The following is a 26,470-nucleotide window of genomic DNA, read 5'->3' as shown; positions in this document are numbered from 1 at the left end:
CTTTTTCCGTCGTGTTCGTTGGAGTCGGCTTCGTCGGGGCCAGGCTGGCAGCTCGACGACGACCGGGATTCGGCGACGTATGACGACCGGGACGCCCTTCGCGATGCGACGTCCGATACTTCCGACCACGATGCCCCAAATCTCGACTCTGGAGGGGGCGGCGATGTTCGGGACGCATCGGACTCCGGCGAAGCTGAAGTCGTGCCCGTGGCGGTGGCGGCCGGTCGGAATACCTGTGTCACGTACTCGAACGGGCGCATCAAGTGCGCCGGCGATAACGAGTTTGGGGCGTTTGGCGGTGCTGTCGAGCGGGGTGACGTGAATGAGCCGGCGATTGTCGACGGTGTCGAGGACGTGCACGCAGTCGAGTCTTTTTCCTCACATTTCTGCGCGGCTCTCATGCCCGGTCAAGTGACGTGTTGGGGCGAAAACGCGTCGTACCAGCTCACCGACGTTGCGCCGCCCGGGTCCGGGACGCCTCCTATCACCATTCCGAGCCTGGATGACGTAGTCGAGATCGCCGTGGGCGACAATTTCACCTGCGCACGCCTTTTAGACTGGCGCGTGGAGTGCTGGGGTGACAACGCACGAGGACAAGTCGGCGACGGGCGCGGCGGGGAGGGCGGTAGCCAGATGCTGGCCTCCCAACCGAGCGTGGTGGCGGGGCTCACTGACGTGATCGAAGTCGCAGCGGGTGGTGCGAATGCATGTGCGCGTCTTCGCGACGGGCGCGTCTTTTGCTGGGGCGACAACACCTTCGGCCAGCTTCGTCGGCATACACCCGACTACCAAAATGACCACGAGCCAAGTCCGCTCGAGAACGAGCGCGCTGATGAAGCCGTGCAACTGTGCGTGGGGGACGGACACGTTTGCAGCCGAAGTGGACGATCGAGTCATGTGACGTGCTGGGGGCGAAATACCGAGGGAGCCGTGGGTGATCACGGCTTCGACGAGTGGGGAATCGAGACGCTGGTCATCGACGCAATCGACATTGCCTGCGGGGCGCATTTCACTTGTGCGCTGGCCGAGGGCGGTCATGTGGAATGCTGGGGGAGTAACAGCAACGGTCAGTTGGGCCGCGGTGAGGGGCCGCGGGCGCTGCCGGCAAGCTATGGGGAAGCGGTGGTCGCCGGATTGCAGGATGTGGTCGCGCTCGACGCTGGCGAGGCGCATGCCTGTGCGGTGACCTCCGACGGCAAGGTTTGGTGTTGGGGGGCGAACGAGCACGGGCAGTTGGGGGACGGGACGAACGAGGATAAGCGTGCGCCGGTGGAGACGCTGTTTTAGCTGCGCAGTGGATGCCCCTGGTGATCGCATTGCAGGTCAGCGGCAATGCCTCCGGTCGCCTTCGCTCCCGGCACCCCGCGCGAAGCGGCGGGGTGCTTTATGGTTGCCTTACATCACATCTCCGGCATCCTCCGACGCACCCGCATCCGGCGAGGTGCCGGCGTCCGGCTGCTCGTTCTCGGCTGGCCGCGGCGGAGGCGGCGGCAACTCGTCGAGCGCCTTTGGCTTGGGCATCCAGGGGGCGGCCATGCCGGCGACCGCGCGAATCTGCTCGGCGGTGTACTGGGCGTGGATGTTGACGTAGTTGTCGTCGGCGCGGCATTTCAGCCCGTTGATGACCTGCGCGGGCGTGGAGTTGCGCATCACGAAATTGTCGAGCTTGAGCGCCTTTTTGAGGCGGGCGCGCAGGGCGGGGCAGGAGCCGGCGAATTGGTTGGCCTGCTCGGCGTCCTCGAATTTGAGGTCGACGTCGAGGGTGGGTGATTTGGGGTTGGTGACGGCGAGTCGGACCCCCTCGAAGGTCATCCGTCCGAGCCCCGGAATCGTGTAGACGAGGCCCTGGGCGCTCATCATCACGAGGGTGTCGTTGTCGTTGGCCGCCCGCTCGATCTGGGCGAGGCCGTCGAGCAGCGTCGCCGGGGCCGGCGCGTCGGCCTGCTTTTGGTTGCCTTCGGTCTGCTCCCCACGCAGTGGCGAATCTTTGGGGAGATTCGCGGCCAGCGTGTCGAGCCACTTGTCCTTGCCCACGATCGTCAGCCCGGGGCGGGCGAGCATGATCTTGCGCGGGTCCCAGTACTCGCTGTCGCGGGGCACCAGGCGGCGTACGTCGTAGTCGCCCTTTTTCTGCCAGGGCACCGGCTCGGCGAAGCGCCGGTCGAGCACGCTCTTGATCTCGTCTTGCGACTTCGAGTGGCGCACCGCCAAAAACGTGTGCTGGATGTACTGCGGCTTGGCCGACGCCATGAAAAAGGAGTCGATGTCGTCGACGGGATCGAAGCCCGTGGAGTGCGCCAAGATGCGAAAATCTGGCACGGCCTGCATGATCTGTCGAATCGGAGCCTCGTAGACGGTGCCGCGCACCCGGTCCATGCGCACGAGCGCGGTCATGCGGGCGTTACCCGGCCCGTAATGCTTGAGGTCGGGGATATTCGTGGGGCCCGCACGCTCCAGGGCGGGCAGAGGCTTGTCTGGGCGAAAGGGGCCGCGGGCGACCTCGTTGGCTTTGGGTTTGGGTTTGGCTTTGGATGGCGGGTTCGGGTCCGGGTCCGGGTCCGGGTCCGGTTCCGGCTTTTCGGTATCCGGCTGCCGGTCTCCGGTTTCCGTGTCCGTCTCCGTGTCCGTCTCCGGCTCCGTGTCCGTGTTCGTGTCCGGTTCCGTGTCCGTCTCCGTCTCCGTCTCCGTCTCCGTGTCCGTCTCCGTCTCCGTGTCCGTCTCCGTGTCCGTCTCCGTGTCCGTCTCCGTGTCCGTCTCCGTCTCCACCTCCGGCAAATCTTCGAGGTTGGCCCATCGTCCCTGGCTCATGCCGTGTCCAATACCCTCCAAATCCTCGAATTGTTCAGCCCATTCGGCGTCGAGGCTCTGACCGTTGGGCGCGAACTCCCAGATCAGAAACGGCGCGGCGCCAAGGCCATGCAGCACGAGGCTGATGACCAACGACCAGAACAAGACCGGCAGGCCGAGCCACAGGAGTCCATCGCGCTCGGCCTCCTCCTCTTCGGGAGCGGCCTCCGAGCTCTCGTCGGGCTCGTTATGTTCATTTGCGTCGGTCATGTGGGTGCAGATCCCCTGCTCGATGGCATGGGCTTAGGGCCTGTATGAAAATTAATTTGGTCGCGAATGACGGCTGAGTTTTGGCCCATTTTTGCCCGCAAAGCCTCGACTTAGCGCTGCTAAGCCTACGTTTTACGAACAAAACTGGTCTCAAAATCAGCTCGCCCTCGCTCGGGCATTTATTTTCATACAGGCCTTAAACTAGACGACGGGCGCAGGACATTCCAGCGTCGTGGCTCGGGGTGGTTGACCGACGATGTTGGGTTCGCACCTTCTGTCTCCGCCCGCTTGTGTGACGATGACGACCTGACTGCTATGAATCTCTTCGAATTCGACCGATCTCGAGCCCGCGCTTTGCGCCGTATGGGGTGGCTGTTGGCGTGCGCGACGACTTGGGGGGCAGTGGGCTGTGACAAAGAGCAGGAGGCGCGTTCTCGACAGACCGCCGCGGAAACAGCCGACGTGCAAGCCGCGGGGGTCGCCGTCACACTGAAGCCGTGCCGCCTCGAGGTCGACTCGCCGGCTGACGGTGAGGTCGACGGGACCTTCGACGTCGCGTACGAAGGGAAGCTTCCCCGGAAGGTGGAGGCGAAATTCGGGGAGGGCGACGAGCTGACCAATTGCATCTCGCTCGGCTACACCGACGGCCGCCTCGTGAGCAAAGGCGTTCGAGAGGGTGTCTGCTCGGCGAAGACCGAGCCGAGTGAGACCTCGCAGCTTCGGGCCGTCGACGGCTCGAACCTCGTCGCGCTCACCTTTCCCGACGGCGAGTTGACTTACCATTACGTCACGGCGCCGGGCGACTTCTCGTTCTTGGTCACGCGCACGGGCTACAACCTCGGCCCGCAGCCCATCGACGACGTGAAAGTGGTCGACGGGAGGCTCGTGTCGCTGACGCTGCCCGCAGGGCAAGGTGAGCATAAGCTGGAGGCCGACTACCGCGCCGGCAAACTCATCCGCGTGTCTGAAAGGCACGCCGACGGCGAGGAGGTCGGCTACGCTTCGTTTCACTACCGGGAGGACCGACTCCTCAAGGTCGAGCGCAAGCTCGCCACGATGGACGCCGGGCAGACCGAAGTGGTGCGGTTGAGCTACGAGTGCACCGAGGACGCTGAGGGAACAAAAAACTAGCGCGGCGCGCCATGGAGACGCGCCGCGCTAGATCCTACTGGGGGCTGCTCAGTTGGTGTTGAAACCAGCTCTTAGTACGATTCGTCCTTCTGCTTTTGGTTCTGCTGGTTCTGCTGGTTCTGCTGGTTCTGCTGGTCTTGCTTCATTTGGTCTTGCTGGCCTTGGTTGGGGCCGCCTCCGACGGCGCCCTTCTCATCGGCCTTCTGGACGTCTCTCCACGAGACGACCAGCATGCTGGTTTGTTCCTCGGCGACCTTTTTGGTTTGTTCCTCGAGGTTACCGGCGATGTCGCTGGGGTCCGCCGGCGCCATCAGGATACCGGTGACCTGCACTTTCTCGCCCTCGTTGATGTCGATCATCTCTTCGCTGGGCACGTCTTCGCGCACGACGGTGAAGAGGCGGTTATCCCCTTCGCTCAGCCAGAAGCCGCGGTCTGAGATGACCTTGTCGACAGTCGCAGTTCCCTTGACCGGCATGCCGATATAGTCGACCGGGGCGACCATGACCGTGGTGAGCTGCTGCTCCTGTTGGCCTTGCTGCATCTGGCCTTGCTGGCCTTGCTGCATCTGGCCTTGCTGGCCTTGCTGCATCTGGCCTTGCTGGCCTTGCTGCATCTGGTCTTGTTGCATCTGATCTTGCTGGGCGAGCTGGTCTTGCTGCGGCTCCATGCCGGCCTGTTCGCCCGGCTGCTCGCCCTCTTCGAGCGCGCCGGCGAGCTCTTCGCCGACAGGCTCGTCGATCTCGTCGAGCTCCTCACGCTCGACCTCGATCTCGGCCTCTTCGATCTGTCCGTCGTCACGCTCGATCTCCTTTTCTTCGAGCTCGAGCCCGGTCGGCTCCTCTTGCTCCCTCTCGCAAGCCGTCAGGGCGAGCGCCAGGGCACACAGAAGAACACCGAGCTTACCAAACCTCGTTAGAATCGTATGTCTCATCGCTTACTCCCTTTGAAAGACTACTGCATCGTTGGGTTGTCGCGCGATTCAGTATGAATGTCAGTAGGTTGTCGGATATATCAAGGGTTGGCGTACATATCGGGCCGCGTCCTTTTGAAAGCGGACGCCCGAGTCGCTACGGTGCCCGACTCATTGAGGACTCGAATAGATATCCATCAAAAGCAGGGGAGAAGAGATGAAGAAGTTGGTCCTGATGTCGGTCTTGGTAGCGTTCAGCGCAGGTGCGGCTGGCTGTGACCTGATTGGCTGTACCGAGGTGGGTTGTGGGTATCCGATCACGCTGAGTTTCGAAGACTCCAACGGTGAGCCGATCGACGGTTTCGAGGGAGAGATTACCGCTGGTGACGAAACGATCTCGGTAAGTTGCGGCCCAGACGGGGCCCAAATCGGCGAGAGCTACGAGTGTAGAAGGGCCAGTGTCGTGCTGTTCGAGGCCCCCGACGTCGACTCGCTGCAACTCGACATACGCACGAGCGACGATGCTAGCGCGCTGGCGTACGTCGGTTCGGTGGACTTGGACTACGGCGAGTATTATCCCAACGGAGAGTTTTGTCCGCCGGAGTGCCGTGAGGCAGAAGAGACCGTGACGATGACGCCGACGCAGTCCACAGACGGCTAAAACGTGGAATGTTCGACCCTTGTGGGGCGATCTATTGCGGGCGGGCTTGCAGCAAATAGGCCGCTGCGCTAACACTTCCCCCGTCAGAACACTGTCTCTATACGATTACCCACCGAAAACAGGGATCATGTCGGACAAAAAGCCGAAACAGAACGACGAAGAGAAGAACACCGTGCGCAAGCGCGTCAAAGTCGTCGAAGAAGTCGTCGAAGATAAGCCCTCCGAAGAAGAAGCTCAGGCCGAAGAGGCCCAGGAGGGCAAAAAAGACTACCAAACCGAGCATCAGGCCGGCAGTAAGGTGCGCGTTGCGCGCTCCACGGAGGGCCTTGGCTCCTCGTCCGATGCTGACGCCCAGAAGGAACAGGCGAGCAAAAAGAAGCCTGGGCGTCGGGCTGTGACGGTGGAGAAAAAAGAGGAGAAGAAGGGTAAGGAAGGGGGAGGAAAGGGGAAGAAAGGGGGAGGAAAGCAGAAGCCCCGTCCCAAGAATAAGCCCAAGGTCGAGTTCAAGGTCGAGGAGCCGGACGTGTCGACGGCCGACTTCGAGGCCCTGTTGGCCGGTGAAGGCTCGGTGAGCGCGCCGCAGTCGGCAGACATCGCCGCCGGTGACCGCATCAAGGGCGTCATCGAGGCGATTGGCGAAAAATTCGTCTTCGTGTCGATCGGCAGCACCAAGCTCGAGGGCGTGGCCAAGCGTGAGGACTTCCAGACCGAAGAAGGCGAGCTGACCGTCGAGGTCGGTGACGAGAAGGAATTCTACGTCCTGTCCGTCGGCTCCGACGAAGTCCGGCTGGGCAAAAAGCTCGGCGGGCGCGAGGGCGCCATGGAGGCGATTCAGACCGCCCACGACACCGGCGTGCCCATCGAGGGTCGCGTGGCCGACACCAACAAGGGCGGCTACGAGGTCGTCATCGGCGGCGTCCGGGCCTTCTGCCCCATCAGCCAGATCGAGCTCGGCTACACCGAAGAGCCGCAGGTCCACGTGGGCGCGACCTACCGCTTCCGCGTCGAGAAGGTCGCCGAGGGCGGGCGCAACGTCGTCGTCAGCCGCAGCGCGCTGCTCGAAGAAGAGCGCGCCGCCAAGCGCAAGGAAACCCTCGAGAGCCTCCAAGAAGGCAAGGTCGTCCAGGGCAAGGTGACCCGCGTGGTCGACTTCGGCGCGTTCATCGACATCGGCGGCGTCGAAGGCCTGTGCCACGTCTCCGAGTTGGCGCACGGCTACTTCGACAAGCCCTCCGAGGTCGTCAGCCCCGGCGACAGCGTCGAGGTCAAGATCCTCAACATCGAAGAGAAGAAGGGCGACCTTCGCATCGGGCTCTCCATCAAGGAGACCCAGGGCGACCCGTGGGAAGAGGTGAACAAGAAGTTCGCCGTCGGCCAGCAGGTCGAAGGCGAGGTCGTTCGCCTGGCTCCCTTCGGCGCCTTCGTCGAGATCGCCCCCGGCATCGACGGGCTGGTCCACGTCTCCGAGATGAGCTGGAAAGAGCACGTGCGGCACCCGCGCGACGTCGTCTCGCCGGGTGACAAGATCACCGTCCAGATCCAAGACATCGACCAGATCCGCCAGCGCATCAGCCTGAGCATGAAGGCTGTCGAGGGTGACCCGTGGGACACCGCCGCCGATCGCTACAGCATCGGCATGGAGGTCACCGGCACGGTCGAGAACGTCGAGGACTTCGGCGCGTTCGTGCGCCTCGACTCGGGCATCACCGCCCTCATCCCGCGCAGCGAGATGGACCTGCCCAGCGGCGTCACCCCGCATCGCAAGTACGACGTCGGCTCGGAGGCGACCGCGCGCGTGCTCAACGTCGACTCGGCCGAGCGCAAAATGGCGCTCACCGAGAAGAGCGCGAGCGACATCGACCGCTCGGCGAGTACGTCGAGCAGCAAGTCCAAGTCATCGCAGAAATCACAGTCGTCGGGCTCGCGAGGGTATACCGACGATAGTGGTGACGGCGGTGGGTTTGGTACGCTCGGGGATTTGCTTGGGGATAAGTTTAAGGGGGAGTGAGCGCGCTAAAGCTAGCTTTCCTCTCCGCCCGTAGCGAAGCGAAGGGAAGGAGAGGACAAAGGAGAGGCCTCCCTTTCCACGAAGCGAAGCGTAGTGGAGAGGGACCGAGGGAGAGGTCTTTTCTTTGATCGAACGCCTACTTTCCTCCTCCTGGATCCTCCTCCACTTCGCTACGCTACGCGGAGGAGGGCGCCCCTCCCCGGCCCTCCCCATGCTTTGCACGGGGAGGGAGATGTTGCCTTTGTGTCGGTGTTATTTGCGTCGATGTTAGGTGTTATTTGCGTCGATGTTAGGTGTTATTTGCGTCGATGTTAGAGGCAGCGCCTCTTCAAGGCGCTCAGATCCGCATGACACGTCACACATGCTCGCGGATCTGCTTCCAACCATCTCCCACAATTCAAGCGAAACTGCGGCGGGTGCGGATTGATGCCCTGGTGACAGGTCACGCAATCGCGTTCTTGGTGGCAGCTCGCGCAGTCGGTGATATTGCGCCGGGCGGCCACGCCGTGGTTGTTCGGCGACGAGGCGTTGAGCCAGCCGGGTGGGTGGAACTCCACGCGCGTCGGCGGGTCGTTGGGCTCGATGGCGCTGACCCGCGTGCGGATGTGGCACGACGCGCAGAACGTCTCCACCTTGTGGCAGTCGGTGCAGTTGTCCTGGTCGAGGTGGGCGTCGATGGCGTGGATCGTCTCGAAATTAGGTGGGTGGACCGTCAGTGGCTTCGCCAGATTCTCGGTGTGGCACGACGCGCAGTCTTCCTCTTGGTGGCAACTCATGCAGTCACTCGACATGGCGCGGGCGGCCACGCCGTGGCGCTCGAGCCAGCCGACCTCGTGGTTGCGCGGGCGCAGCCTGGCCGGCTCGTCGGCGAGCAGCGAGCGATAGTCGGGCGACTCACCCTCGCGCAACTCGGCCGGCACCGTGCTCTGGCGCGTCTGGCAGCCAGCGAAGAGGGCGGTGAGCACGAGAGCCAGCACGCCCCCTCGGAGCCACGCTCGGCGCCGCTTTTTGATGTGTCGGCGTCGTCGTCTCAAGGCCAGTGCTCCACTGCAAAGGTCGCGTACACGCTGGTCTGCGTCGGATAAAAGTTGCCGCCGGTCGTCTCCAGCGCGGCGCTGAGCGTGCCGAGCGTCGAGATCGGCAGGTCGACCCCCAACACCCCGGTCAGCGCATAGCCTTCGTCGTCGAAGCGGGGGTTGTCGGTCATCGCGGCCAAAACGAGGCCGCGCGCCGAGACGTACAGGTCGTCGGCGAGCAGCGGCATGCGCACTCGGCTGTCTGCCAAGAGCTGGTCGGTGCCCCGGTCGATGCTCGTCTGGTAGCTCACCAGCGAGTGCCAGTTGATCGGCTTTTCGCCCCATTTCAAGCGGCTCAGTTGGCTCACAGCTCCTCCCACCGCGCGCTCGTCCTGCGCGTCGACCCCCAGGGCGACCGCGTCGTCGTCGCCGTGATAGATCCTGCCCCAGCCGCGCACCCCGAACTCGGTGCGAAGCGACTCCACTTCGAATTGATAGATGCCGAACGCGCTCTGGTAGGCCCGAGGGCCGAAGAGGTTGAAGATGCTCGAGCTGTCGAACCATGGGTGGCGATGCTCCACGCCGCCGGTGGCGATGCCCTCGAGGCCCGGAATCTGCCAGCTGAGTTGCGCTCCGGCGCGGTCGACGTCTTCGAGCATCGAGTGGATCGAGCCGTAGGCGGACACCGCCAGGCGCGGGTGGAACGAGCCGCTGGCGGCCGCGCCGAAGCGCTCACTTCCGACGACGGTGTCGGCGCCCTCGACCGGCGAGTCGACCCCGACGGCCCAGCGGCGCCGGTAGCTCAGCTCGAAGCTCGCGTCGCCGCCCCACTGCATGCCGCCGCTGGCGCCGCCGAGCAGGTGGAAGCCGTCGAGTCGGTCGGTCAGGATGGAGTCGTCGGGCGGCAGTCCCTGCACATCCCACTGGGCAGCGTCGAACTCGCCGAAGGCGGTCTGAATATCGTGGCCGCCGTAGACCTCCAGGCGCGCGTGAGTGTTTGGCCCCACCCTGGGCCGCCAGGCGGCCAGCGCGCCGTCGAAATCACGCACGCCCAGCGCGCCCTGGCTCCACTGGCGGCCGAAGCGAACCTGCAAGGAGTCGTAGGGCCGCCAGTCGAGGTAAGCCAGATCGAGGCTCAACTCGTTCCACTGGTCGCCAAAGTAGGGGTTGTCGCGCTCGACGCGCGTCAGTGAAAAGTCGGTGTTGTACCGGATGGACACGTGCAGGTTGAGCGAGCCGGTGCGGTCATCGAGCAGGTCATAGCCCCAGACGCTCAACCCCTGCGTAAAGATACGCGGCGCGCTGATCGTCTGATCGGAACGAAAATACTGGGTCGCACGCCCAATCGTGATCGACCGAACCCGGTAATTCGCCGCCTGCGCACTCGACACACCCGCCTCGCCGGGACCCAACAGCCCCCAGGCAAGCACCGCACAGCCCACCAACAAGCGTCGGACTGCAATCGAGCCACAAAAAGACGACACGCACCGATCTCCACCAAACGAACACCATTCTCCGCTCACCCCCCGTTTTACTCCACACCCACCCAACCCTCCAAGCCCCCAAGCCCCACGACCCAACGACCGCAGTAGTCGGCTGCAGTGCGAACCTTTTTCATGACTATGAAAAGTTTTCATAGTGCATCAAACGGGGTACCATGACTCAGTGCCGATGCTGACGTGATCTTACTGGCTGTGCGGTTGGTGTGATTCTTGCTGCTAAAATATGGTCAGACTGAAACTCTATCTGCGGAGCGCGAGTCGATTGCGATGAAATCAAGACTGCCCAACAACCAAATTTGGCGTGACCCGCGGGGCTTTACGCTGACCGAGTTGATGATCGCGGTGTCGATCATTGCCATCTTGGCCGGCTTTCTGGCTCCGAGTGTGATGACCTATATGCGCCGCGCCAAAGGCCAATCGGCCGCGCGCGACGTGGCCAATATCATTCGCGCTGCGCGCAACCAGGCGATGAGCCGCGGCGAAGCGCTGCTGGTGGAAGTGACCAAAGAGGGCAGTGGAGATGCGGGCGAGGTGGTGCTCTACCGCACCACCAACAGCGGGGCCGCCGAGTGCGACCCCACCAACGCCAACTACGACCCGCACAACACCGACTGCTTCGCGTTGAGCTGCACGCAGACCAACGCGCTGACCAAGGTGCAGGTCGCCGAGCTCGACTTCGCCGACAAGCATCCCGACATGCTGATCAGCGGCTTCGACGCCACGCCTGCTCCGGCGGGCAATACGCTGACGCTGTGCTTCTCGCCCAGCGGCCGTGTGCTGAGCCAGGCGGGCACCCCCTTCGAGTCCGATTGTGACGCGATCAACACGCGCATCTACGTGCGACTGGGCGAGCCGGGCGACACCGGCCTGACGTCCAACCCGCTCGGAGGTACCGCCCCGGCGCTCGACAAGTGCGTGAACGAGGCCACCGAGGACGCGACCAAACGCCAAGCCCAAAAGGATGGGCGCGACCTGACCAACTTTTATAGCATTCACGTTCCCTACAACGGCGCCGTCTCGGTCATCCAGTGATGAAAACGACACGAGTCCAAACCCAGTCTCCCAACCGCTCGACGGGCCGTCGCACACGCGCCGGCTTTACTCTGGTCGAGCTGTTGATTGCGATGCTGATTCTGGCGATCGGCATCATGGCCATCCTGCAGATGCAGTTCAGCTCGATGGGAAGCGCCATGATCTCGCGCGACAACTCCAATGCGTCTGATATCGCGAAGCGCATCTTCGACGTGATGCGCGCCGAGTCGGGCCAGTGGCGCGGCGGTACGATCGCCAACGACGTGGACACCCCCGCCTTCAACGGCACGGCATTCATCTCCTCGCCGGTGCTAGCGGCGGTCGACGGCGGTGGATGGACTTCGTGGACGCGGCTATTTGCCAACCCGGTCGACCCCCGGCTGACCACCACCGGCACCACGCGCTACTGCGCTTATGCCCGCGGCGGATACTTGGAGGCGGGTGACGTCTTCACCGTCCAGATCGCGGTGGTCTTTCCGTCGGCGAACAAGGCCTTCCCGGCTTCGAATAATGCGCCGCCGGCCACGCAGTGTCCGCAGTACGCCGCCGCCAAACTCGATGCGTCGATGGACCCGCTGGACAACAATTCGCTGCAGATGGAAGGCTACAAGGTCCAGTTTTTCGGCTCGCATATTTACCGGCGCGGTTACCTGTGAGGCTCCCTATGAAGATTCGTTTGCCCAAATTGTTGCGCCGTGGCTTTACGCTGGTCGAGTTGATGGTGGCGGTGACCCTGCTGGGGTTGATCGTCGGGGTGATTTTCTCGCTCTTCGCCTCGACCTCCGACACGCTCAAAGAGGCGGATAGCTTGGCCGACACCCTCGACCGTACTCGGTTTGCCATGGAGCGGCTGTCGGCCGAGGTGCGCAACGCCGGCTCGTTCGGCAGCCCGGACTCCCAGGGCGACCGCTGGTATCCGTCGGTGAACAACGCCGGCTCCAGCTCGGTGCGCCTGGCCGGGGTGGCCAGCTACAACGGCTGGCAGAACGACCACACTCTGCTGACCACCCATGGCTTGGACGCGGCTCACACCGACTCCGCGGTGTCAGGCTCGGTGCCGGCGGTGGGGTACGACGGGTTCATCGTCATGGGCGCCATCGACTTTCCGCAGAGCTTCGAGATCACCTCGTTGACGTTCAACTCCGGCAACGAGCGGGTCAAAGGGGCGACCATCCCGGCCAACGAGCGCGGGATGTTCAAGCTGCTGGTCAACAATCCGTTTCACACCGACCCCGGCCTGCCGCAGGGCATCGTGCCCGATGACTCGGCCGACGCCGGCGGTGACGCTCTCAAATTGAGCGAGGCCTCGGCGGTGCTGACCAACGACCTGTCCGACCGGCTCATCCGCGTGATGGACCGTGAGGGCAACAGCCAGGTCAGCGGCATCGCCGCCGATCCGGTGCCGACCTACTCGGATACGGCCATCCCGGCGGCGTCGCTCGGTGGGATTCCCATCGAATTCACCACCAACCTGTTGGTGCGTAACAACGAGGCCGACGACAGCGCCGGCGCCGACCACGCCGTGGGGCTGCAGCGTCAGACCGAGGACAATCAGGATATCGGCTACGACGCCGCGCTCATCGACGTGTACTGGTACCATGTCGAGAGTGACCCGCGTGACCCGCTCAACTTCCGCCTGGTGCGCGAGCGACTCAACGGCGACGGCATCGCCAGCGAGTTGGCGACCAACCCCAACGCCATCACCACGACCAAGCTGGAGGGCCTCGCCACCGGCGACAAGGTCGTCATTGCCGACCGCGTGGTCGACTTCCAGGTCTGGTTCGACTGTGCCGGCAACGCTCAGGGCGAGTTGGCCGGTGCGGCCTGGCTGACCGAGTGGGCCAACCCGGGCGGAGGCGCGTGCATGGACCCGAACACCGGCGAATTCGGCGAGGCGCGCATGGCCCACATTCGCCTGTCGGTGCGCACCAAGTACGAGCGCAAAGACGCCCCGGACAATATCAAAGCCTTCTTCATGGACTCGACGGGTACGGTCAACAAGGAGATGTCGATGCGCTACTTCGACGTCAACCCCGACGCCGAGGGAGCCGCTCGCGTGGTGACCGTCCAGAGTGATGTCGAGCTGGCGACCTTCTCGATGCGCAACGTCGTCTACTAGGAGCCGAGTTTCCGATGAATACGAACCGCACAACGACTCGAAAGTGGCTCGCCCAGCAGCAGGGCAGCGCGCTGATCTTGACGATGCTCGTGCTCCTGGTGCTCACCGGTCTGGGCATGCTGGCGATGCGTGACACGCGCGCCAGCCTGCAGCAGTCGGGGGCATACCGCGTGCGCGCCCAGGCCACCGGCCTGGCCGAAGCGGCCAGCGGCTACACCGCTTACATGGCCGGCAAAGACGCCAGCGGCTTTTGGGCGATGATGCAGAGCCCGCAGGTGACCAACCTGTCGCAGTTGTCCAGCGCCAATGCGCGCCAAGCCGAGGCGCGTCGCGGCGCCTATCTGCACCTGAAGCAGAAGGCGGGCAGCGGCGACAAGGTCTTTCCGAACGTCACCGCGATCACCGGCGAGACCGGCCTGCTGACCAACGGCTCCAAGAAGTCGTTCGAAGCCCGCGAGTCGAGCTCGCAGTTCGAGGTCGTGCTGCGCGACCCGATGGACGGGCCGCCGGCAGCGGGTTACGGCGAGAATTACTGCTTCAAGAAGATCACCGTGGTCAGCCGCGGGCTGGTCGGCGAGCCCTCGCACGACTGGAGCGGCTCGGGCATGGTCGCCGACAAGCGCACCGCGATCGAAACGTATATCGGTCCCATCGAATGTGGAGCTCAATAAGATGGAGTCCAATAAGATGGAGCCCGATCAGATGGAGCAGGACAAGATGGCCAACCGACGATGGATTTTTGATAGCTCCGGCAATCGTGTGAGGATCCCCATGCTCAGCCCTACCGCGTTCGCAACATTTGGACGTCGCGCCCTGACGGTGGCCGCGCTGACGGCGCTTTTCGGCACCGTGAGCACCACCGCCTACGCCCAGTCGACGGGAGCGTCGCAAAAGCCGTTCATCATGATCTTGATGGACACCTCGGCGAGCATGGAATGGACCGACGAGGGCGACGAGCAGTACCCCAACAACAACGACGGCGCCCCGGAGTGGAAAGCCGGCAAGTCGCTGCTCGACACCGAGCGCTACGGGCCCTGCTACGTCTGGAAGGCCGACTGCTCCGACTACGACCGTCCCGGTTGGCAGACTGGTTCGGATTGGAGCGACAACTACTCGGACGCGACCATCAACAACCGCATCGAGGCGATGCGCGGTGATGCCACCGGCGTCGGCCCCCGTCTGCAGAACAAAAGCCAGCCGCGCCACGTCAGCCTCAAGGAGATTCTGTCCGGAGAGATGGTGCTTCGCTACGACGGCGACACCCGCTCGATCGGCGACCTCAACCCCAACGTCGACGCGCCGGGCTGCTGGTTGGTGCCGCGCCAGCGCAACGCCACGGCTCAGACCGGCGACCTGTGCGACGATCTGGCGTCGAGCGACTACAACAAATTCGACAAGTTCCCCGACTACTCCGAGCCGCGCCCGCACTTCCAGGAGGTCTTCGACGGCCAGGTGCCCAACGGCCTGATGGACACGGTCGCCGGTAACGCCATCTTCGCCGTGGCGATGTTCGACGGCTACAAGGACCGCGAGGATGACGCTTGGAAGGATTGGAAGGGCTCGTCGGGCGCCGACCACCTCCAGGATCCGATGAAGGAGGACGACACCTTCGCCGGGGTCACCGAAGGCAAGGGTGAGCCCGACAAGGCCGGCGAGCCAGACAAGTTCAACTACAACTTGGGCGTCTTTCAGATGATCGGGCCCAAGTCCCTGGAGATGTCGACGAGCATCGCCGGCCAGATCTCGAGCTACGTGCAATACGCCTTGATCGACGCCGGATACTTGCGCGACGACGAGGACATGAAGCTCGAGCCCAAGAAGGCCGACGATGAGGGGCTCCTCAGCGGTGCGCTCAACGATGCGCTGGGCGTGCAGTTCTCCGACGATCTCGACAAGTTCGTCGACAAATACACCCTCGGCCGCCAGCCCATCGCGCGCGCCACGCCGCTGGCCGCAGCGATGTACGACATCCACCACTACTTCGCCCACGGGCGTAAGGGAAAGCTGAGCGACGACAGCCCGATCATCGAGGACTCGTACAAAAACTGCCGTCCGAAGCACGTGATCATGCTCACCGACGGCAACCCGGAGCCCGAGCTTCCCGGTGGTGTCGACGTAGGCACGAACACGCTGAGCTCGGCGTTCGGCTACGACCCGGCACAATATCCGTACACCTACACCGAAAAGGCGATCCGCTCGTTCATGACCGACACCGAGCATACCGGCGTCAACAACCCGCGCTACACGAGCAGCCCGCCGTATCCCGACTCGTACCTGGTCGGCTCGTGGGATTCGACGGCGTCCTCGTATGAAGATGCCTGCAAGTACAACCCGCGCGTGCACGTGGTCGGCCAGGTCGGCCAGGTCGACGACGACGGTGACCCCAACGCCGACCTCGAGACGCTCGAGGACCGCGTGGTTCAAAAGCTCGCCGCGATGGCCGTCGAAGGCCGCACCTGCGCCGAGTACTACCTGGGGTCGAATTGGGTCCCGGACGGCGAGACGATGTACGACGGCACCCAGGGCAGTTGTGACCCGTCGGTGCGCGCCTGCTTGGATGCGCGCCAGGGTGAGTATATGGACCTGCGCGAGAACAATACCGGCGGGGCCTACGAGTACATCAAGCCCGACGGCGACACCGTCAAGTGCCGCTACCCGGCGCTGATCCTTTCGACCGACGATCCCGACGTCAACCTGGTACGCTACACTGCCGACGCCCTGCAGCTTCTGTTCAACGACATCGTCGGCGGTGGCCTGCAGTCGCGCACCCGCCCGACCTTCGTCAACCGCCTCGACGACGACAACACCTACGGCGGTCAGTACCGCTTCTTCTCGGGTGTGGGCGTCGACAACGGCGAGATCTTCTGGCGCGGTCTTCTGTATCGTCAGAACAACGTGTGCACCGCCAGCGCCTCCATCGACAAGTCCGAGACCACCATCCACGACCAGATCAACCAACTGGCCGGCTCGGTGGGCGATCCGGACGCCAGCGACGGCATCTACGACACGGGTACGGTCACCAATGACCGGCGACGCATCTTCACCTCGTTCGCCACCCACGATTCGTTCGACTACAACACACGTCTGGCCGGCAACCTCGACACGGCCAGCTCCATCGACTTCGAGCGCCACCGCTTCTGGTTCGGCATGGACCTCGAGTCGGGCGACGAAGACCAGTTCCGCGACTCCAACGGAGACAGCACCTACCTGGGCTTCGATCCCGACCAGCTGCTCACCGGGCGCGTGCCCTTCGAATTCGATGAATTCGAGCAGGTCATCGCCAACCTCAACGCCGACGTCGACCCGGACATCGAGCTGCTCGACTATTTCAACGCTCTCGACGAGACAGACCTCAAACAGCTCATCCACGAGGTGCGCGGCCGTGCGGAGGCCAAAGAGTACGACCTCACCAACGGCGAGGGGCGGGCGTTTGGCGCCATCCTCAACTCGTCGCCGGTCGCCGTCGAGCCGCCGAATCTGGACCTGCCTATCGACAGCTACCGCGCCTACAAAGCGCAGTTCGCCGATCGCCCCAGCATGATCTACGTGGCCACCACCGACGGTTTGCTCCACGGCATCTACTCGGGTGAGCTCGACGAAGATCCGGCGACGGCCGACACCCAGATCATGAAGAAGGATGGCACGAACGGCTCGATGCCCGAGCAGCGCGAGGCGTGGGCCTATATCCCGCAGATGCTCCACAAGAAGCTCGCCCTCTTCAAAGGCCAGCAGCCCTACCTGATGGACGGCACCCCCAGCGTCAAGGACGTGCGTCTGTGCCACGGCTCGCAGGACTACAACCTGAACCGCCAGGCGTGCCGATGCACCGGCTCGAGCTGCACCGTCGAGCCTGCCGACCAGTGGCGCACCGTGCTCGTGCAGGGCTTGGGGGAGGCCGGCGCCGGCTACTTCGCCGTCGACGTGACCCGCCCGGGCGGCAAATTCGTCGAGTCGACCAACAGCCTCAAGATCGAGGCGCCGGACCCGATTCCGCTGTGGGAGTTCGACTCCAACTGGGAGCGCGGCCAGGTCAAGACCCTGTCGGACGCCGGCCGCGACGAGCTGGTCTACCCGAGCGAGTCGAGCCTGCGTGACGGCACAAGCGGCGGGTTCATCGCCGAGTGTGACGACGACCGCAGCGACGACCGAGACAGCGACGGCGTCAACGAGTACTTCTGGGACCAGCCGTTTTTGGGCGCCAGTGTCGGCAAGGCCGCCATCGGCACCATCGCGCTGCACGCGACCTTCCCCAACGCCGACACCCGCCCGCGCCTTCGTCGCCCGGTCGCCGTGATCAGCGGTGGTGCGTACGGTGAATTCGGCACGGACTGTGACGCCGAGCAGCGCGTGGGCCGCGCCATCTACGTGGTCGACCTGCAGACGGGCACCCTGCTGCGACGCTTCGTGTCGTATATCGACAACGAGAGCGGCTCGCCGGTCGAGAAGCGCTTCCAGCATCCGATCACCGGCTCGCCGGCGCTCTACAACGCCAAGCCCGGCAGCCTGGCCACCCGCGGCTTCGTGGGCGACGGCGCCGGGCGTCTGTATCGCATCGACCTTTCGAACGACGACCCCGAGGATTGGTCGGTCGAGCTGTTCTTCGACCCGCGCGTCGACATCGACAAGTACAAGCAGATGGACGAGAACGACCGGCCCATCTTCGGCCCGGCGGCCTACAAGCCGGCGCTGGCGCTGGGCACCACCGACGTGGGTAACGACCTGCTGGTCTTCTACGGACTCGGCGAGCGCGGTGATTTGAGCAGCACCGGTACCAAGCAGATGATGATCGCGGTGCGCGAGGAGATCTCGACGGTCGAGAATAACGGCGACTACGAGGCCGTGGCCGAAGGCACCCACCTTTGGAGCCACGAGTTCCAAGACGAGACGGACGCCCAGATCGAGAAGCTGACCAGTGAGGCGGTGGTCTTCAACAAAGGCCTGTACTTCACCAGCTTCGTCGAGCCGACCAGCGATCGTTGCCAAGCCGGTTGGTCGCGCATCTACGCGCTCGACTTCGAAGGCGACGGCTCCAAAGGACCCAAGGGCCTGTGGACCGACGCCGACCTGCCCAGCGGCACCAACGGCGTGGGCGGCACCACCTCGGCGCGTCTGGCTTACGAGCCGTCGAACACTGCCAACCTCACCGAGCCGGTGGTCGTGCGCGGCCTGACGATCACCCTGGGGGCGAGCTGCGTGGCGAACCCCGGCAGCGCCACCGGCGGCAAAGTCCAGCAACAGTCCAAGCAACCCACGCTCATCGCGCAGTCGAGCTCGGGGGCGATGTCGGAGACCGGCAGCGACACCTTCGACGCCGGCGACACCGGCGAGTTGCACGCTATCGAGCAGCAACTCGACGCGCTCGAGAGTCAGCATATCCCACTTAGCTGGGCGGTCATCGACAATTGAGTCTCATGAATTTCGCATCATTCGATTGGACCCGCTCGGCCCGTCGCCACGCCCTGTGGCTGGCGATGGGCTTGAGCGTGCTCGCCGCCGGACCTGTGGGCTGCGGCGGGTGTGGTGACGAGGAGGCCGAGAAGTCGGCTCCCAAAGAGGAGCAGGCCGCCAAAGAGGACGCCTCGTCGCAAGAAACCGACACCATGGAGCGCATGCGCAGCGCCTTTGGCCTGCCGCTGCCTCCCAGCGTGCGCGGTATCGAGGAGCACGGCGACGAGATTCGCGTCAAGACGCGCATGTCCCTCGACGAAATCGAAGCCTTCTTCAAAACCCGGCTGACCGACTACGAAGTGCTGCGCCCGGGCGACCAGGTGCGCGCCGTGGGGCTGCGCGAGTTCATGCCGCAGGTCTACGCCTACCCCTACGGCCCCTACAGCTTCGTGGTCTACATGCCCGCGCCCACGCCGGATGAAGCCGCTGACGGCGCCGACGACGCGGCCAACGCCAAGCAGGCGTCGGCCAAGACCAAAGCCGCCCCCAAGGTCAAGCCGCTCAGCAAACGCAAGCCCGGCGAGCCGGTCATGGATCGCACCTCCGACGGCGAACTTCTCGCCCCCGGCGCACGTTGGGGCGAGCCGTATACGCCGCCTCCCGGCAGCCCTCTCCACAAAGAACACTTGCGCTCGAATTTCGGGCGGCCCTACGGTGAATGGGTCCTCCAGTAGGTCTTCGTGGCCCGAGCCGGGCGCCGCCTGCATTTCTTTACTTCCCTGCGGCGCCCTCATATACTCCGAGGACGATTCGTACCCCGCTCGCACCTCGGGCAGTTATCATGAATACAACTGCAGTCTCCCTTGTACGCACGCTGCTCGCCCTCCTGGTGACCCTCTTCGCGGCCGTGCCCATGGCTCACGCGCAGGACACAGGAGAGTCGATCAATGTGGCCGTGCTCAACCTCGAAGGGGAGGGCGTCGACCAAAAGTTGCTCGAGACGCTCACCTCGGTGTTGCGTAACGAGGCGCAGCAATACAGCGACTACGACATCGTCAACCAGTCGCCGATCAACCTGTCCGAGATCGTGGTCGTGCTCGGCTGCGACACCAACAACCCTACGTGTTTGAAGCAGGCCGCCGACCAACTCGAGGCGCGCGTGCTCATCTATGGGCGTGTCGAGAAGGTCGAGCAGGCCCATACGGTCACCATCGAAGTCTTCGACGCCGACACCTCCAAGGTCGAACAGCGCCTGGTGCGCACCATCGTCAACAAGGACGACCCGGTCATCGCCTTTCGCAAGCAGATCCAGTCGATGTTCGCCCCCGATCAGGCAACCGAGGGGACACGGCTGCAGATCGGCTCGAACGTCGAGGGCGCCGAAGTGCGCGTCAACGACACGATGATCGGCAACGCCCCGGTCGAGCGAAAGGGGCTGCCGCCGGGGAACTACTCGGTCGAAGTCTCTCAAGAGGGCTACGACACCTGGAAGGTGAGCATCGAGCTGACCGAAGGGGCCGACATCCGGCTGTGGGCGCCGCTCAACGAGACGAAGCAACCCGAGGCGGTGGCTCAGAAAGAAGCGGGTGAGGGAACACAAGAGGGCGACACCGGCGTTAAGGTCGACGACTCGTCGGGCCTGGGTGATTCGTCGGGCATGGGCGACTCGTCCAAGCCGCCGGTCACCGGCGGTGGCGGCGGGCCCAATTGGGGCGCCTGGAGCGCCATCGGCGTGGGCGGTGTGGCCCTGGCCGGCAGCGGGGCGATGGCCCTGTTGATGAAGGGCCAGGAAGACGAGCTGGCCGACCACGACGCCCAGCGCTTCCAGATGAGCCGCGACGCCTACATCTCCGACCGCCAAGAAATCATCGACACCGGCGAGAGCTACGAGCTCGCCCACCGCGTGTTGCTGGGCGTGGGGGCGGTCAGCGTCGTCGCCGGCACCGTCTGGCTCTTCGTCGACGGCGCCGAGGCCGACGACCCGCTCGCCGACGAGCGCAACTGGGACGTCAGCGTCTCGCCCCGGGGCGTCTCGGCGCTCTTCAGTTGGTAGCGCAATCCAAGGACCCATGAAGTACCTCATCCACATCACCTCCGGCGCGCGTCGCATCGTCTTCGCCGCGCTGGTGGCTCTGGCGTTTGTCACGCTCTCCATCCCCGCCACCGCCCAGCAGCGCGAGCTGACCGCGGCCGACCGGCTGGCGATTCTGTACGCCCCCCAGCTCAACTTCACCGCCGAGGGCGACCCGATCATTCGGGTGGGTATCCTCGAGGGCAAAAAGTCCGTCGAGTTCACCCCGTCGGAGTCGATCCGCGTGCTCCCTCAGGGCGAGGGCGGCACCGAGATCGTGTTGCCGGGCAACAAGAAGTACACCGTCGAGATTTCGGATACCCAGCCGGGCAAGTACAAGCACTGGGTCGTCGTCGACGGGCTGAGCGTGCGCCAGCGAAAGAAGGTCGGCGAGGTCACTCAGGAGTGGACCAAGCGCGGCTACCTGCCCGACACCTTCGAGGTGGGCGGGCTCTTCGCCATCCGCGGTAAGGTCTTCGACTCGCGGCAGATTCTGGTGGGCGTGGGGGGCACCGACGACCTCAAAGAGGCCCACAAGCTCAAGCGCAAGCTCGAGGCGAAATACGGCATCATCGGGCGCATCCACTCCCAGGCGACCGAATACCCGTCGGGCACGCTCACGCTGACCGGCGAGGGCGTCGACGTCGAGGTCAAAAACCCGAGCGTGATGTGGGTGTCGGCCAAAGAGGGGCGCAAAGAGGAGATTCGCTACACGGTCCCCGGCATCAAGAAGAACTACCGGCCCGGCACCGAGACGCGCACCTACACGGGCACCTTGATCTTTGCGCCCGATAAAAAGGGCAAGCTCGTGGCGATGAACAGCTTGGGCGCCGAGCGCCTGCTGCGCGGCGTCGTCCCCGCCGAGATCTACGCCAGCGCCCCGGAAGGCGCGCTTCGCGCCCAGGCAGTGGCCGCGCGCAACGAGATCTTCGCGGCCATCGGCGTACGCAACCTGGCCGACCCCTACATGCAGCGCGCCGACATCTACGACCAGGTCTACGGCGGCGTGGGCGCCGAGCATCCGCGCACGACGAAGGCGGTCAAGGCCACCCGCGGCCAGGTCATGTTCTACGGCAAGCAGATCATCGAGGCGGTCTACAGCTCGAACGCCGGCGGGTTCACCGAGAATAACGACAACGTCTGGGACGCCGAGCCCAGGCCCTACCTACGCGGCAAAGCCGACGCCCCGTCGGGCAAGGTGCCCAAGAAGTTTAGGGACGGCATCAGCGTGTCGGAGCTCGACGATTTCCTGAAGAGCGACATGCCCGCCCACAGCAAGACCGCGCCGGTGAGCAGCACCAAATACTACCGCTGGACCAAAACCGTACCCGCCTCCAAGGCCAAAGCGTGGCTCGACGAGCACGGCTACAACGTCGGCGACCTGCGCAAGGTGGCCATCGAGAGTCGCGGTGTGAGCGGGCGGGTCATCCGCCTGCAGGTTACCGGCTCGAAGGGCAAGGCGGTCATCGAGCGCGAACTCAACGTGCGCCGGCTCTTCGGCGGCCTCAAGAGCGGGCTGTTCTTGATGAAGTACAGCAAGGACAACAAGGGCAATATCACCGAGTTCACCTTCCGCGGCGCCGGCTTCGGCCACGGCGTCGGCATGTGCCAGACCGGCGCGACCGGCATGGCGCACGACGGCAAGTCCTACAAAGACATCCTCACCCACTACTACTCGGGCATCGAAGTCAAAGAGCTGTACTGACACCCCGCCTACAAGACCCAAGACCGCGCCGCCAGGCTCGATCTTGCCACGTCCCAGCCCACCTGCTACAAATCCTACCACACAACTATGCTTTGCCTTTTGCCCGAGGGACGCCATGGCAACGGACGGGAAGAAGCTATCGACGATCGCAGTGCACGGCGGTGAGCCGCGCAAAAAGGCCGGCGATGCGATCACCATGCCCATCCAGAGCACGGCGACGTACGTGTTCGAGGATACCGCCGAGTTGCGTGCGCACTTCGAGCGGCGCATCGAGCGCGAGGAGTACGGGCGCTACGGCAACCCGACGGTGAGCGTGGCCGAGCAGAAGATCGCCGCGCTCGACGGCGCCGGCGGCGCAGCGCTCTTCTCGAGCGGCATGGCCGCGATCACGACCACGCTGCTGGCCATGCTGCGCAGCGGCCAGCACGTGGTGATGACCAGCGATTGCTACCGACGCACGCGCCAATTCGTCACGCGCACGCTGGGTAAATTCGGCGTCGAGGCGACCCTCGTCGAGCCGGGCGACTACGAGGCGCTCGAGGCGGCGATTCGCCCCGGTGAGACCCGGCTGATCATCGCCGAGTCGCCGACCAACCCGTACCTGCATGTGGCCGATCTCGAGAAGCTCGTCGAGATTCGCGACCGCCACCGCGGCGTCAAGATCATGATCGACTCGACGTTCGCCACCCCAATCAATCAGAAGCCGCTCGACTTCGGCGTCGACCTGGTCGTTCACTCGGCCACCAAGTACCTGGGCGGCCACAACGACCTGCTCGCCGGGGCGATCTGCGGCAACGCCGGGATCATCGACGCGATCCGCGACTTTCGCGGTGTGCTCGGAAGCGTGGTCGACGCCAACACCGCCTACATGCTCATCCGGGGCATCAAGACGCTCGACCTCAGGGTGCACCGCCAGAACGACTCGGCGCTGCAGATCGCCCGGTGGCTCGAGGCGCATCCGAAGGTCGAGAGAGTCTATTATCCCGGCCTCGAGAGCCACGCGAGCCACGAGGTCGCCAGCCGGCAGATGCACGGCTTCGGCGGGGTCGTCAGCTTTCTCGTCGAGGGCGATCTCGACGACGTGTCGCGGTTTATCGACGCGTGTGAGATCCCCCAGATCGGCCCGTCGCTCGGCGGCGTCGAGAGCCTCATCGAGCAGCCCGCCCTGATGTCGTTCTACGAGTTGACCACCGAGCAGCGGCTCGACATCGGCATTCGCGACAACCTGGTGCGCTTTGCTATCGGCATCGAAGACACCCAAGACCTGATCGACGATCTCGAGCAGGCGCTCGAGGAGGTGTGAGATGAGCTACCGTGTTCTGAAATTCGGCGGATCGTCGTTGGGCGCCGCCCCGCGTTTGAGCCAGGTCGTCGACCTCATCGTCGAGGAGCGCGAGGAGAGCCCCTTGGCCGTGGTCTGCTCGGCGATGGGCGACACCACCGACTGGCTGCTCGAGGCGGTCGAGTTGGCCGCTGGGGGCGATCTCGACGGCGCCGAGGCGCTCGTCGATCGCATCGCCGACCTGGCCACGAGCAACGCGCTCGTCGTGCTAGAAGGGGACGCGCTCGAGGCCGACGGCCCGGCGCCTGCGAGCGCCCCGCACGCCCAGATTACCCCGGTCGTGCGCGAGATGCTCGAGCCGCTGCGAAAGCTCTTGCTCGGCATCAGTCTGCTTCGCGAGAAAACCGAGCAGTCGCTCGATCTCGTGCTCTCCTTCGGCGAGCGTTTGAGCGCGACGATCGTGGCCGAGTTGGTGGCGGCGCGCGGGGTGGAGGCGACCTTTGTCGACGCGCGCGACTGGGTGGTGACCGACGCCACCTTCGGCAGCGCCCGGGTCGACTGGGAGGCCTCCAAAGCGCGCCTCGACGCACTACGCGAAGGGTGGGGCGACGCGGTGCCCATCCACACGGGCTTTTTGGGGCAGACGCCCGACGGGCGCACGACCACCCTGGGGCGAAACGGCTCGGACTACACCGCCACGCTCCTGGGGCGCGGCTTGGACGCCGACGAGGTCGTCATCTGCACGGACGTATCCGGCGTGATGACCGCCGATCCGTTCATCGTCGACGACGCCTACCCGGTCGCCAGCTTGAGCTATCTCGAGGCGCTCGAGTTGGCCAACTACGGCGCGCGCATGTTCCACAACCGCACGATGCTCCCGCTCATCGAGTCGGGCATCCCGATGCGCATTCGCAACACGATGGACCCCGACGAGCCGGGCACGCGCATCGACGCCCTCGGGGTGGGCGAGGGCGACCAGCCCACGTGCGTGACCTCGCTGGAGAACTTGGCTCTGGTCGACCTTCGCTGGCGCGAACTCTCCCGACAGGCCCAGATGGGCCGTCGCGTGTTGCGCGCCTTCGAAGAGGCAGGGGTGACCGTGTGGATGGCCACGCAGGCCGCCCACGGCCAGGCCGTCTCGGTCGTAGTGCCCGTCGACGAGGTCGAGCGCGCCAAAGCGGCGATTGAAGAGGCGTTCGCCTGGGAACTCGAGCGCGGCGAGGTCGAGCCGGTCGACGTGCGCCGCCCGGTGACCTTGTTGAGCCTGGTCGCCGAGAAGATGCGCGACAGCCACAATATCGCCGGCAAGTTCTTCCAGTCGCTCGGCGCGGTGGGCATCAAGGTCTTGGCCATCGCCCAGGGCGAGAGCTCGCGGTCGATCTCGTGCGTGATCGACGCCGCCGACACCGAGGTGGCCGTGCGCACGGTCCACGCCGCCTTCAACTTCGCCCACCAGGAGGTCAACCTCTTCGTGATGGGCTGCGGGGTGGTCGGAAGCGAGCTGCTCGGCCAGATTCGCAGCCAGCAGCAAAAGCTCGAGCGTGAGCACGACGTCGACGTGCGCGTCGTCGGCCTGTCGAATAGCCGGCGCATCACCTTCGACCCTGCCGGCCTCGAGCTCGATGGTTGGTCGGAGCTGCTCGACGCGGACGCCGCCGACGAGCTGCACAGCGAGCCGAACTCTCCCGAGGCGCTCGAGAGAATGCTCGACAAGCTCACGCGCCTGTCGGTGCCCATTTTGGTCGACGTGACCGCCGCCGGCGGCATGGAGGCGCTCTACGAGAAGGCCTTCGAGCGCGGCGTGCACGTGGTGGCGGCCAACAAAAAACCAGTCACCGCCTCACTCGACGACTACGCAGCTCTGATGGCCAGCGCGCGCAAGAATCACCGCGCCTACCACTACGAGACGACCGTGGGCGCGAGCCTGCCGGTGGTCGACACGCTGCAAAACCTGGTGCGCACCGGCGACCGCGTCATGCTCGTGGAGGGCTCGTTTTCGGGCACGCTCGGTTACCTGACCAACGAGGTGATGGCCGGCGTGCCGCTGTCCGAGGCGATCCGCACCGCCAAGGAGCTCGGCTACACCGAGCCCAACCCGCAAGACGATCTCAGCGGGCTCGACGTCGCCCGCAAGGCGCTCATCCTGGCCCGTGAACTCGGCCTCGACCTCGAGCTCGACGACATCGCCGTCGAGCCCCTGGTGCCCCAGCGGCTCCTCGAGACGGACACGCTCGACGAGTTCTTCGCGGCGCTGGAAGACTACGACGAGGAGTTTTCCGAGCAGATCGCTACGATCAAAGCCGAGGACAAGACCCTCCGGTACCTGGCGGTCATCGACCCGGGCGTCGACGGCGCCGAGCCCCGATTTCAGGTGGGGCCGGTCGCCATCGAAGCGAGCCACCCGGCCACGCGGCTGCGCGGCTCGGAGTCGTTCGTGGCGTTTACCACCGAGCGCTACCAGGACTACCCGCTCATCGTGCAGGGTGCGGGCGCCGGCGGCGCCGTCACCGCGGCGGGTGTACTGAGCGACGTGCTCCGGATTTCGCAGAACTTGCGAGGAAGGTAAGGGGAGGCAGGTAAGCGGAGG

The 26,470-nt window shown here is 64.7% G+C and carries 18 protein-coding genes; 14 read left to right on the top strand and 4 right to left on the bottom strand.

The features are described from left to right. Positions 1-18: 18 nt before the first annotated feature. Entirely contained in the window at positions 19-1,287 is a 1,269-nt protein-coding gene (locus tag FIV42_RS08540) for an RCC1 domain-containing protein (protein ID WP_168210504.1), read from the top strand. Positions 1,288-1,395: 108 nt separating this feature from the next. Here the strand turns inward: FIV42_RS08540 and FIV42_RS30500 are convergent, their stop codons facing one another. Continuing rightward, a complete protein-coding gene (locus FIV42_RS30500; protein ID WP_174769492.1) occupies positions 1,396-3,057 on the bottom strand; it encodes a hypothetical protein in 1,662 nt (553 codons plus the stop codon). Positions 3,058-3,372: 315 nt separating this feature from the next. Between FIV42_RS30500 and FIV42_RS08530 the strand changes: the two genes are divergently transcribed. Further along, positions 3,373-4,188 carry a hypothetical protein gene (locus FIV42_RS08530; protein WP_141197267.1) on the top strand — a complete coding sequence of 272 codons (816 nt, stop codon included), beginning with the start codon at positions 3,373-3,375 and terminating at the stop codon, positions 4,186-4,188. Between the two features lie 71 nt (positions 4,189-4,259). Here FIV42_RS08530 and FIV42_RS08525 read toward each other — a convergent pair whose 3' ends face one another. Then, a complete protein-coding gene (locus FIV42_RS08525; protein ID WP_141197266.1) occupies positions 4,260-5,120 on the bottom strand; it encodes a hypothetical protein in 861 nt (286 codons plus the stop codon). Positions 5,121-5,316: 196 nt separating this feature from the next. Here FIV42_RS08525 and FIV42_RS08520 point away from each other — a divergent pair, with 196 nt between their 5' ends. Both FIV42_RS08520 and FIV42_RS08515 read left to right on the top strand, forming a co-directional pair. Continuing rightward, positions 5,317-5,760: a hypothetical protein gene (locus FIV42_RS08520; protein WP_141197265.1), complete on the top strand. Its 444-nt coding sequence runs from the start codon at positions 5,317-5,319 to the stop codon at positions 5,758-5,760. A 127-nt stretch (positions 5,761-5,887) separates the two neighbouring features. Next, a complete protein-coding gene (locus tag FIV42_RS08515) occupies positions 5,888-7,768 on the top strand; it encodes a S1 RNA-binding domain-containing protein (RefSeq protein WP_141197264.1) in 1,881 nt (626 codons plus the stop codon). Between the two features lie 311 nt (positions 7,769-8,079). Here FIV42_RS08515 and FIV42_RS08510 read toward each other — a convergent pair whose 3' ends face one another. Further along, positions 8,080-8,802 (bottom strand): cytochrome c3 family protein, encoded by a 723-nt coding sequence (locus FIV42_RS08510; protein WP_141197263.1) that lies wholly within the window; start codon positions 8,800-8,802, stop codon positions 8,080-8,082. After that, complete coding sequence (locus FIV42_RS08505) at positions 8,799-10,268, bottom strand: hypothetical protein (protein WP_141197262.1); 1,470 nt, start codon at positions 10,266-10,268, stop codon at positions 8,799-8,801. The genes FIV42_RS08510 and FIV42_RS08505 overlap by 4 nt, the downstream gene beginning before the upstream one ends. Positions 10,269-10,553: 285 nt before the next feature. Here FIV42_RS08505 and FIV42_RS08500 point away from each other — a divergent pair, with 285 nt between their 5' ends. From FIV42_RS08500 to thrA, 10 genes are all read left to right on the top strand, one after another. Next, entirely contained in the window at positions 10,554-11,318 is a 765-nt protein-coding gene (locus FIV42_RS08500) for a pilus assembly FimT family protein (protein WP_141197261.1), read from the top strand. Next, a complete protein-coding gene (pilV, locus tag FIV42_RS08495; RefSeq protein ID WP_141197260.1) occupies positions 11,318-11,974 on the top strand; it encodes a type IV pilus modification protein PilV in 657 nt (218 codons plus the stop codon). The genes FIV42_RS08500 and pilV overlap by 1 nt, the downstream gene beginning before the upstream one ends. Positions 11,975-11,982: 8 nt before the next feature. Continuing rightward, a complete protein-coding gene (locus FIV42_RS08490) occupies positions 11,983-13,437 on the top strand; it encodes a PilW family protein (protein WP_141197259.1) in 1,455 nt (484 codons plus the stop codon). A 14-nt stretch (positions 13,438-13,451) separates the two neighbouring features. After that, positions 13,452-14,108 carry a hypothetical protein gene (locus FIV42_RS08485; RefSeq protein WP_141197258.1) on the top strand — a complete coding sequence of 219 codons (657 nt, stop codon included), beginning with the start codon at positions 13,452-13,454 and terminating at the stop codon, positions 14,106-14,108. 1 nt (position 14,109) lies between these two features. After that, positions 14,110-18,843, top strand: a complete 4,734-nt coding sequence (locus FIV42_RS08480) for a pilus assembly protein (RefSeq protein ID WP_141197257.1) — start codon at positions 14,110-14,112, stop codon at positions 18,841-18,843. Between the two features lie 5 nt (positions 18,844-18,848). Beyond that, positions 18,849-19,559: a hypothetical protein gene (locus tag FIV42_RS08475; RefSeq protein ID WP_141197256.1), complete on the top strand. Its 711-nt coding sequence runs from the start codon at positions 18,849-18,851 to the stop codon at positions 19,557-19,559. Between the two features lie 107 nt (positions 19,560-19,666). After that, a complete protein-coding gene (locus tag FIV42_RS08470; protein ID WP_168210503.1) occupies positions 19,667-20,878 on the top strand; it encodes a PEGA domain-containing protein in 1,212 nt (403 codons plus the stop codon). Between the two features lie 16 nt (positions 20,879-20,894). Further along, a complete protein-coding gene (locus FIV42_RS08465) occupies positions 20,895-22,601 on the top strand; it encodes a SpoIID/LytB domain-containing protein (protein WP_141197254.1) in 1,707 nt (568 codons plus the stop codon). A 115-nt stretch (positions 22,602-22,716) separates the two neighbouring features. After that, entirely contained in the window at positions 22,717-23,904 is a 1,188-nt protein-coding gene (locus FIV42_RS08460; RefSeq protein WP_141197253.1) for a trans-sulfuration enzyme family protein, read from the top strand. 1 nt (position 23,905) lies between these two features. After that, the gene (gene thrA, locus FIV42_RS08455; RefSeq protein WP_141197252.1) at positions 23,906-26,449 is read left to right on the top strand and encodes a bifunctional aspartate kinase/homoserine dehydrogenase I; all 2,544 of its coding nucleotides are present in this window, start codon (positions 23,906-23,908) and stop codon (positions 26,447-26,449) included. Positions 26,450-26,470: the final 21 nt, after the last annotated feature.

Source organism: Persicimonas caeni, from assembly GCF_006517175.1.
Classification (GTDB): domain Bacteria; phylum Myxococcota_A; class Bradymonadia; order Bradymonadales; family Bradymonadaceae; genus Persicimonas; species Persicimonas caeni.
Note: the sequence above shows the minus strand (reverse complement) of the source record. Positions and strands in the feature narration are given on the sequence as shown.

Coding starts and splice junctions, on each gene's coding strand:
- FIV42_RS30500 (WP_174769492.1), bottom strand. CDS start 3,057: ATGACCGACGCAAATGAACATAACGAGCCCGACGAGAGCTCGGAGGCC.
- FIV42_RS08530 (WP_141197267.1), top strand. CDS start 3,373: ATGAATCTCTTCGAATTCGACCGATCTCGAGCCCGCGCTTTGCGCCGT.
- FIV42_RS08525 (WP_141197266.1), bottom strand. CDS start 5,120: ATGAGACATACGATTCTAACGAGGTTTGGTAAGCTCGGTGTTCTTCTG.
- FIV42_RS08520 (WP_141197265.1), top strand. CDS start 5,317: ATGAAGAAGTTGGTCCTGATGTCGGTCTTGGTAGCGTTCAGCGCAGGT.
- FIV42_RS08515 (WP_141197264.1), top strand. CDS start 5,888: ATGTCGGACAAAAAGCCGAAACAGAACGACGAAGAGAAGAACACCGTG.
- FIV42_RS08500 (WP_141197261.1), top strand. CDS start 10,554: ATGAAATCAAGACTGCCCAACAACCAAATTTGGCGTGACCCGCGGGGC.
- pilV (WP_141197260.1), top strand. CDS start 11,318: ATGAAAACGACACGAGTCCAAACCCAGTCTCCCAACCGCTCGACGGGC.
- FIV42_RS08490 (WP_141197259.1), top strand. CDS start 11,983: ATGAAGATTCGTTTGCCCAAATTGTTGCGCCGTGGCTTTACGCTGGTC.
- FIV42_RS08485 (WP_141197258.1), top strand. CDS start 13,452: ATGAATACGAACCGCACAACGACTCGAAAGTGGCTCGCCCAGCAGCAG.
- FIV42_RS08480 (WP_141197257.1), top strand. CDS start 14,110: ATGGAGTCCAATAAGATGGAGCCCGATCAGATGGAGCAGGACAAGATG.
- FIV42_RS08475 (WP_141197256.1), top strand. CDS start 18,849: ATGAATTTCGCATCATTCGATTGGACCCGCTCGGCCCGTCGCCACGCC.
- FIV42_RS08470 (WP_168210503.1), top strand. CDS start 19,667: ATGAATACAACTGCAGTCTCCCTTGTACGCACGCTGCTCGCCCTCCTG.
- FIV42_RS08465 (WP_141197254.1), top strand. CDS start 20,895: ATGAAGTACCTCATCCACATCACCTCCGGCGCGCGTCGCATCGTCTTC.
- FIV42_RS08460 (WP_141197253.1), top strand. CDS start 22,717: ATGGCAACGGACGGGAAGAAGCTATCGACGATCGCAGTGCACGGCGGT.
- thrA (WP_141197252.1), top strand. CDS start 23,906: ATGAGCTACCGTGTTCTGAAATTCGGCGGATCGTCGTTGGGCGCCGCC.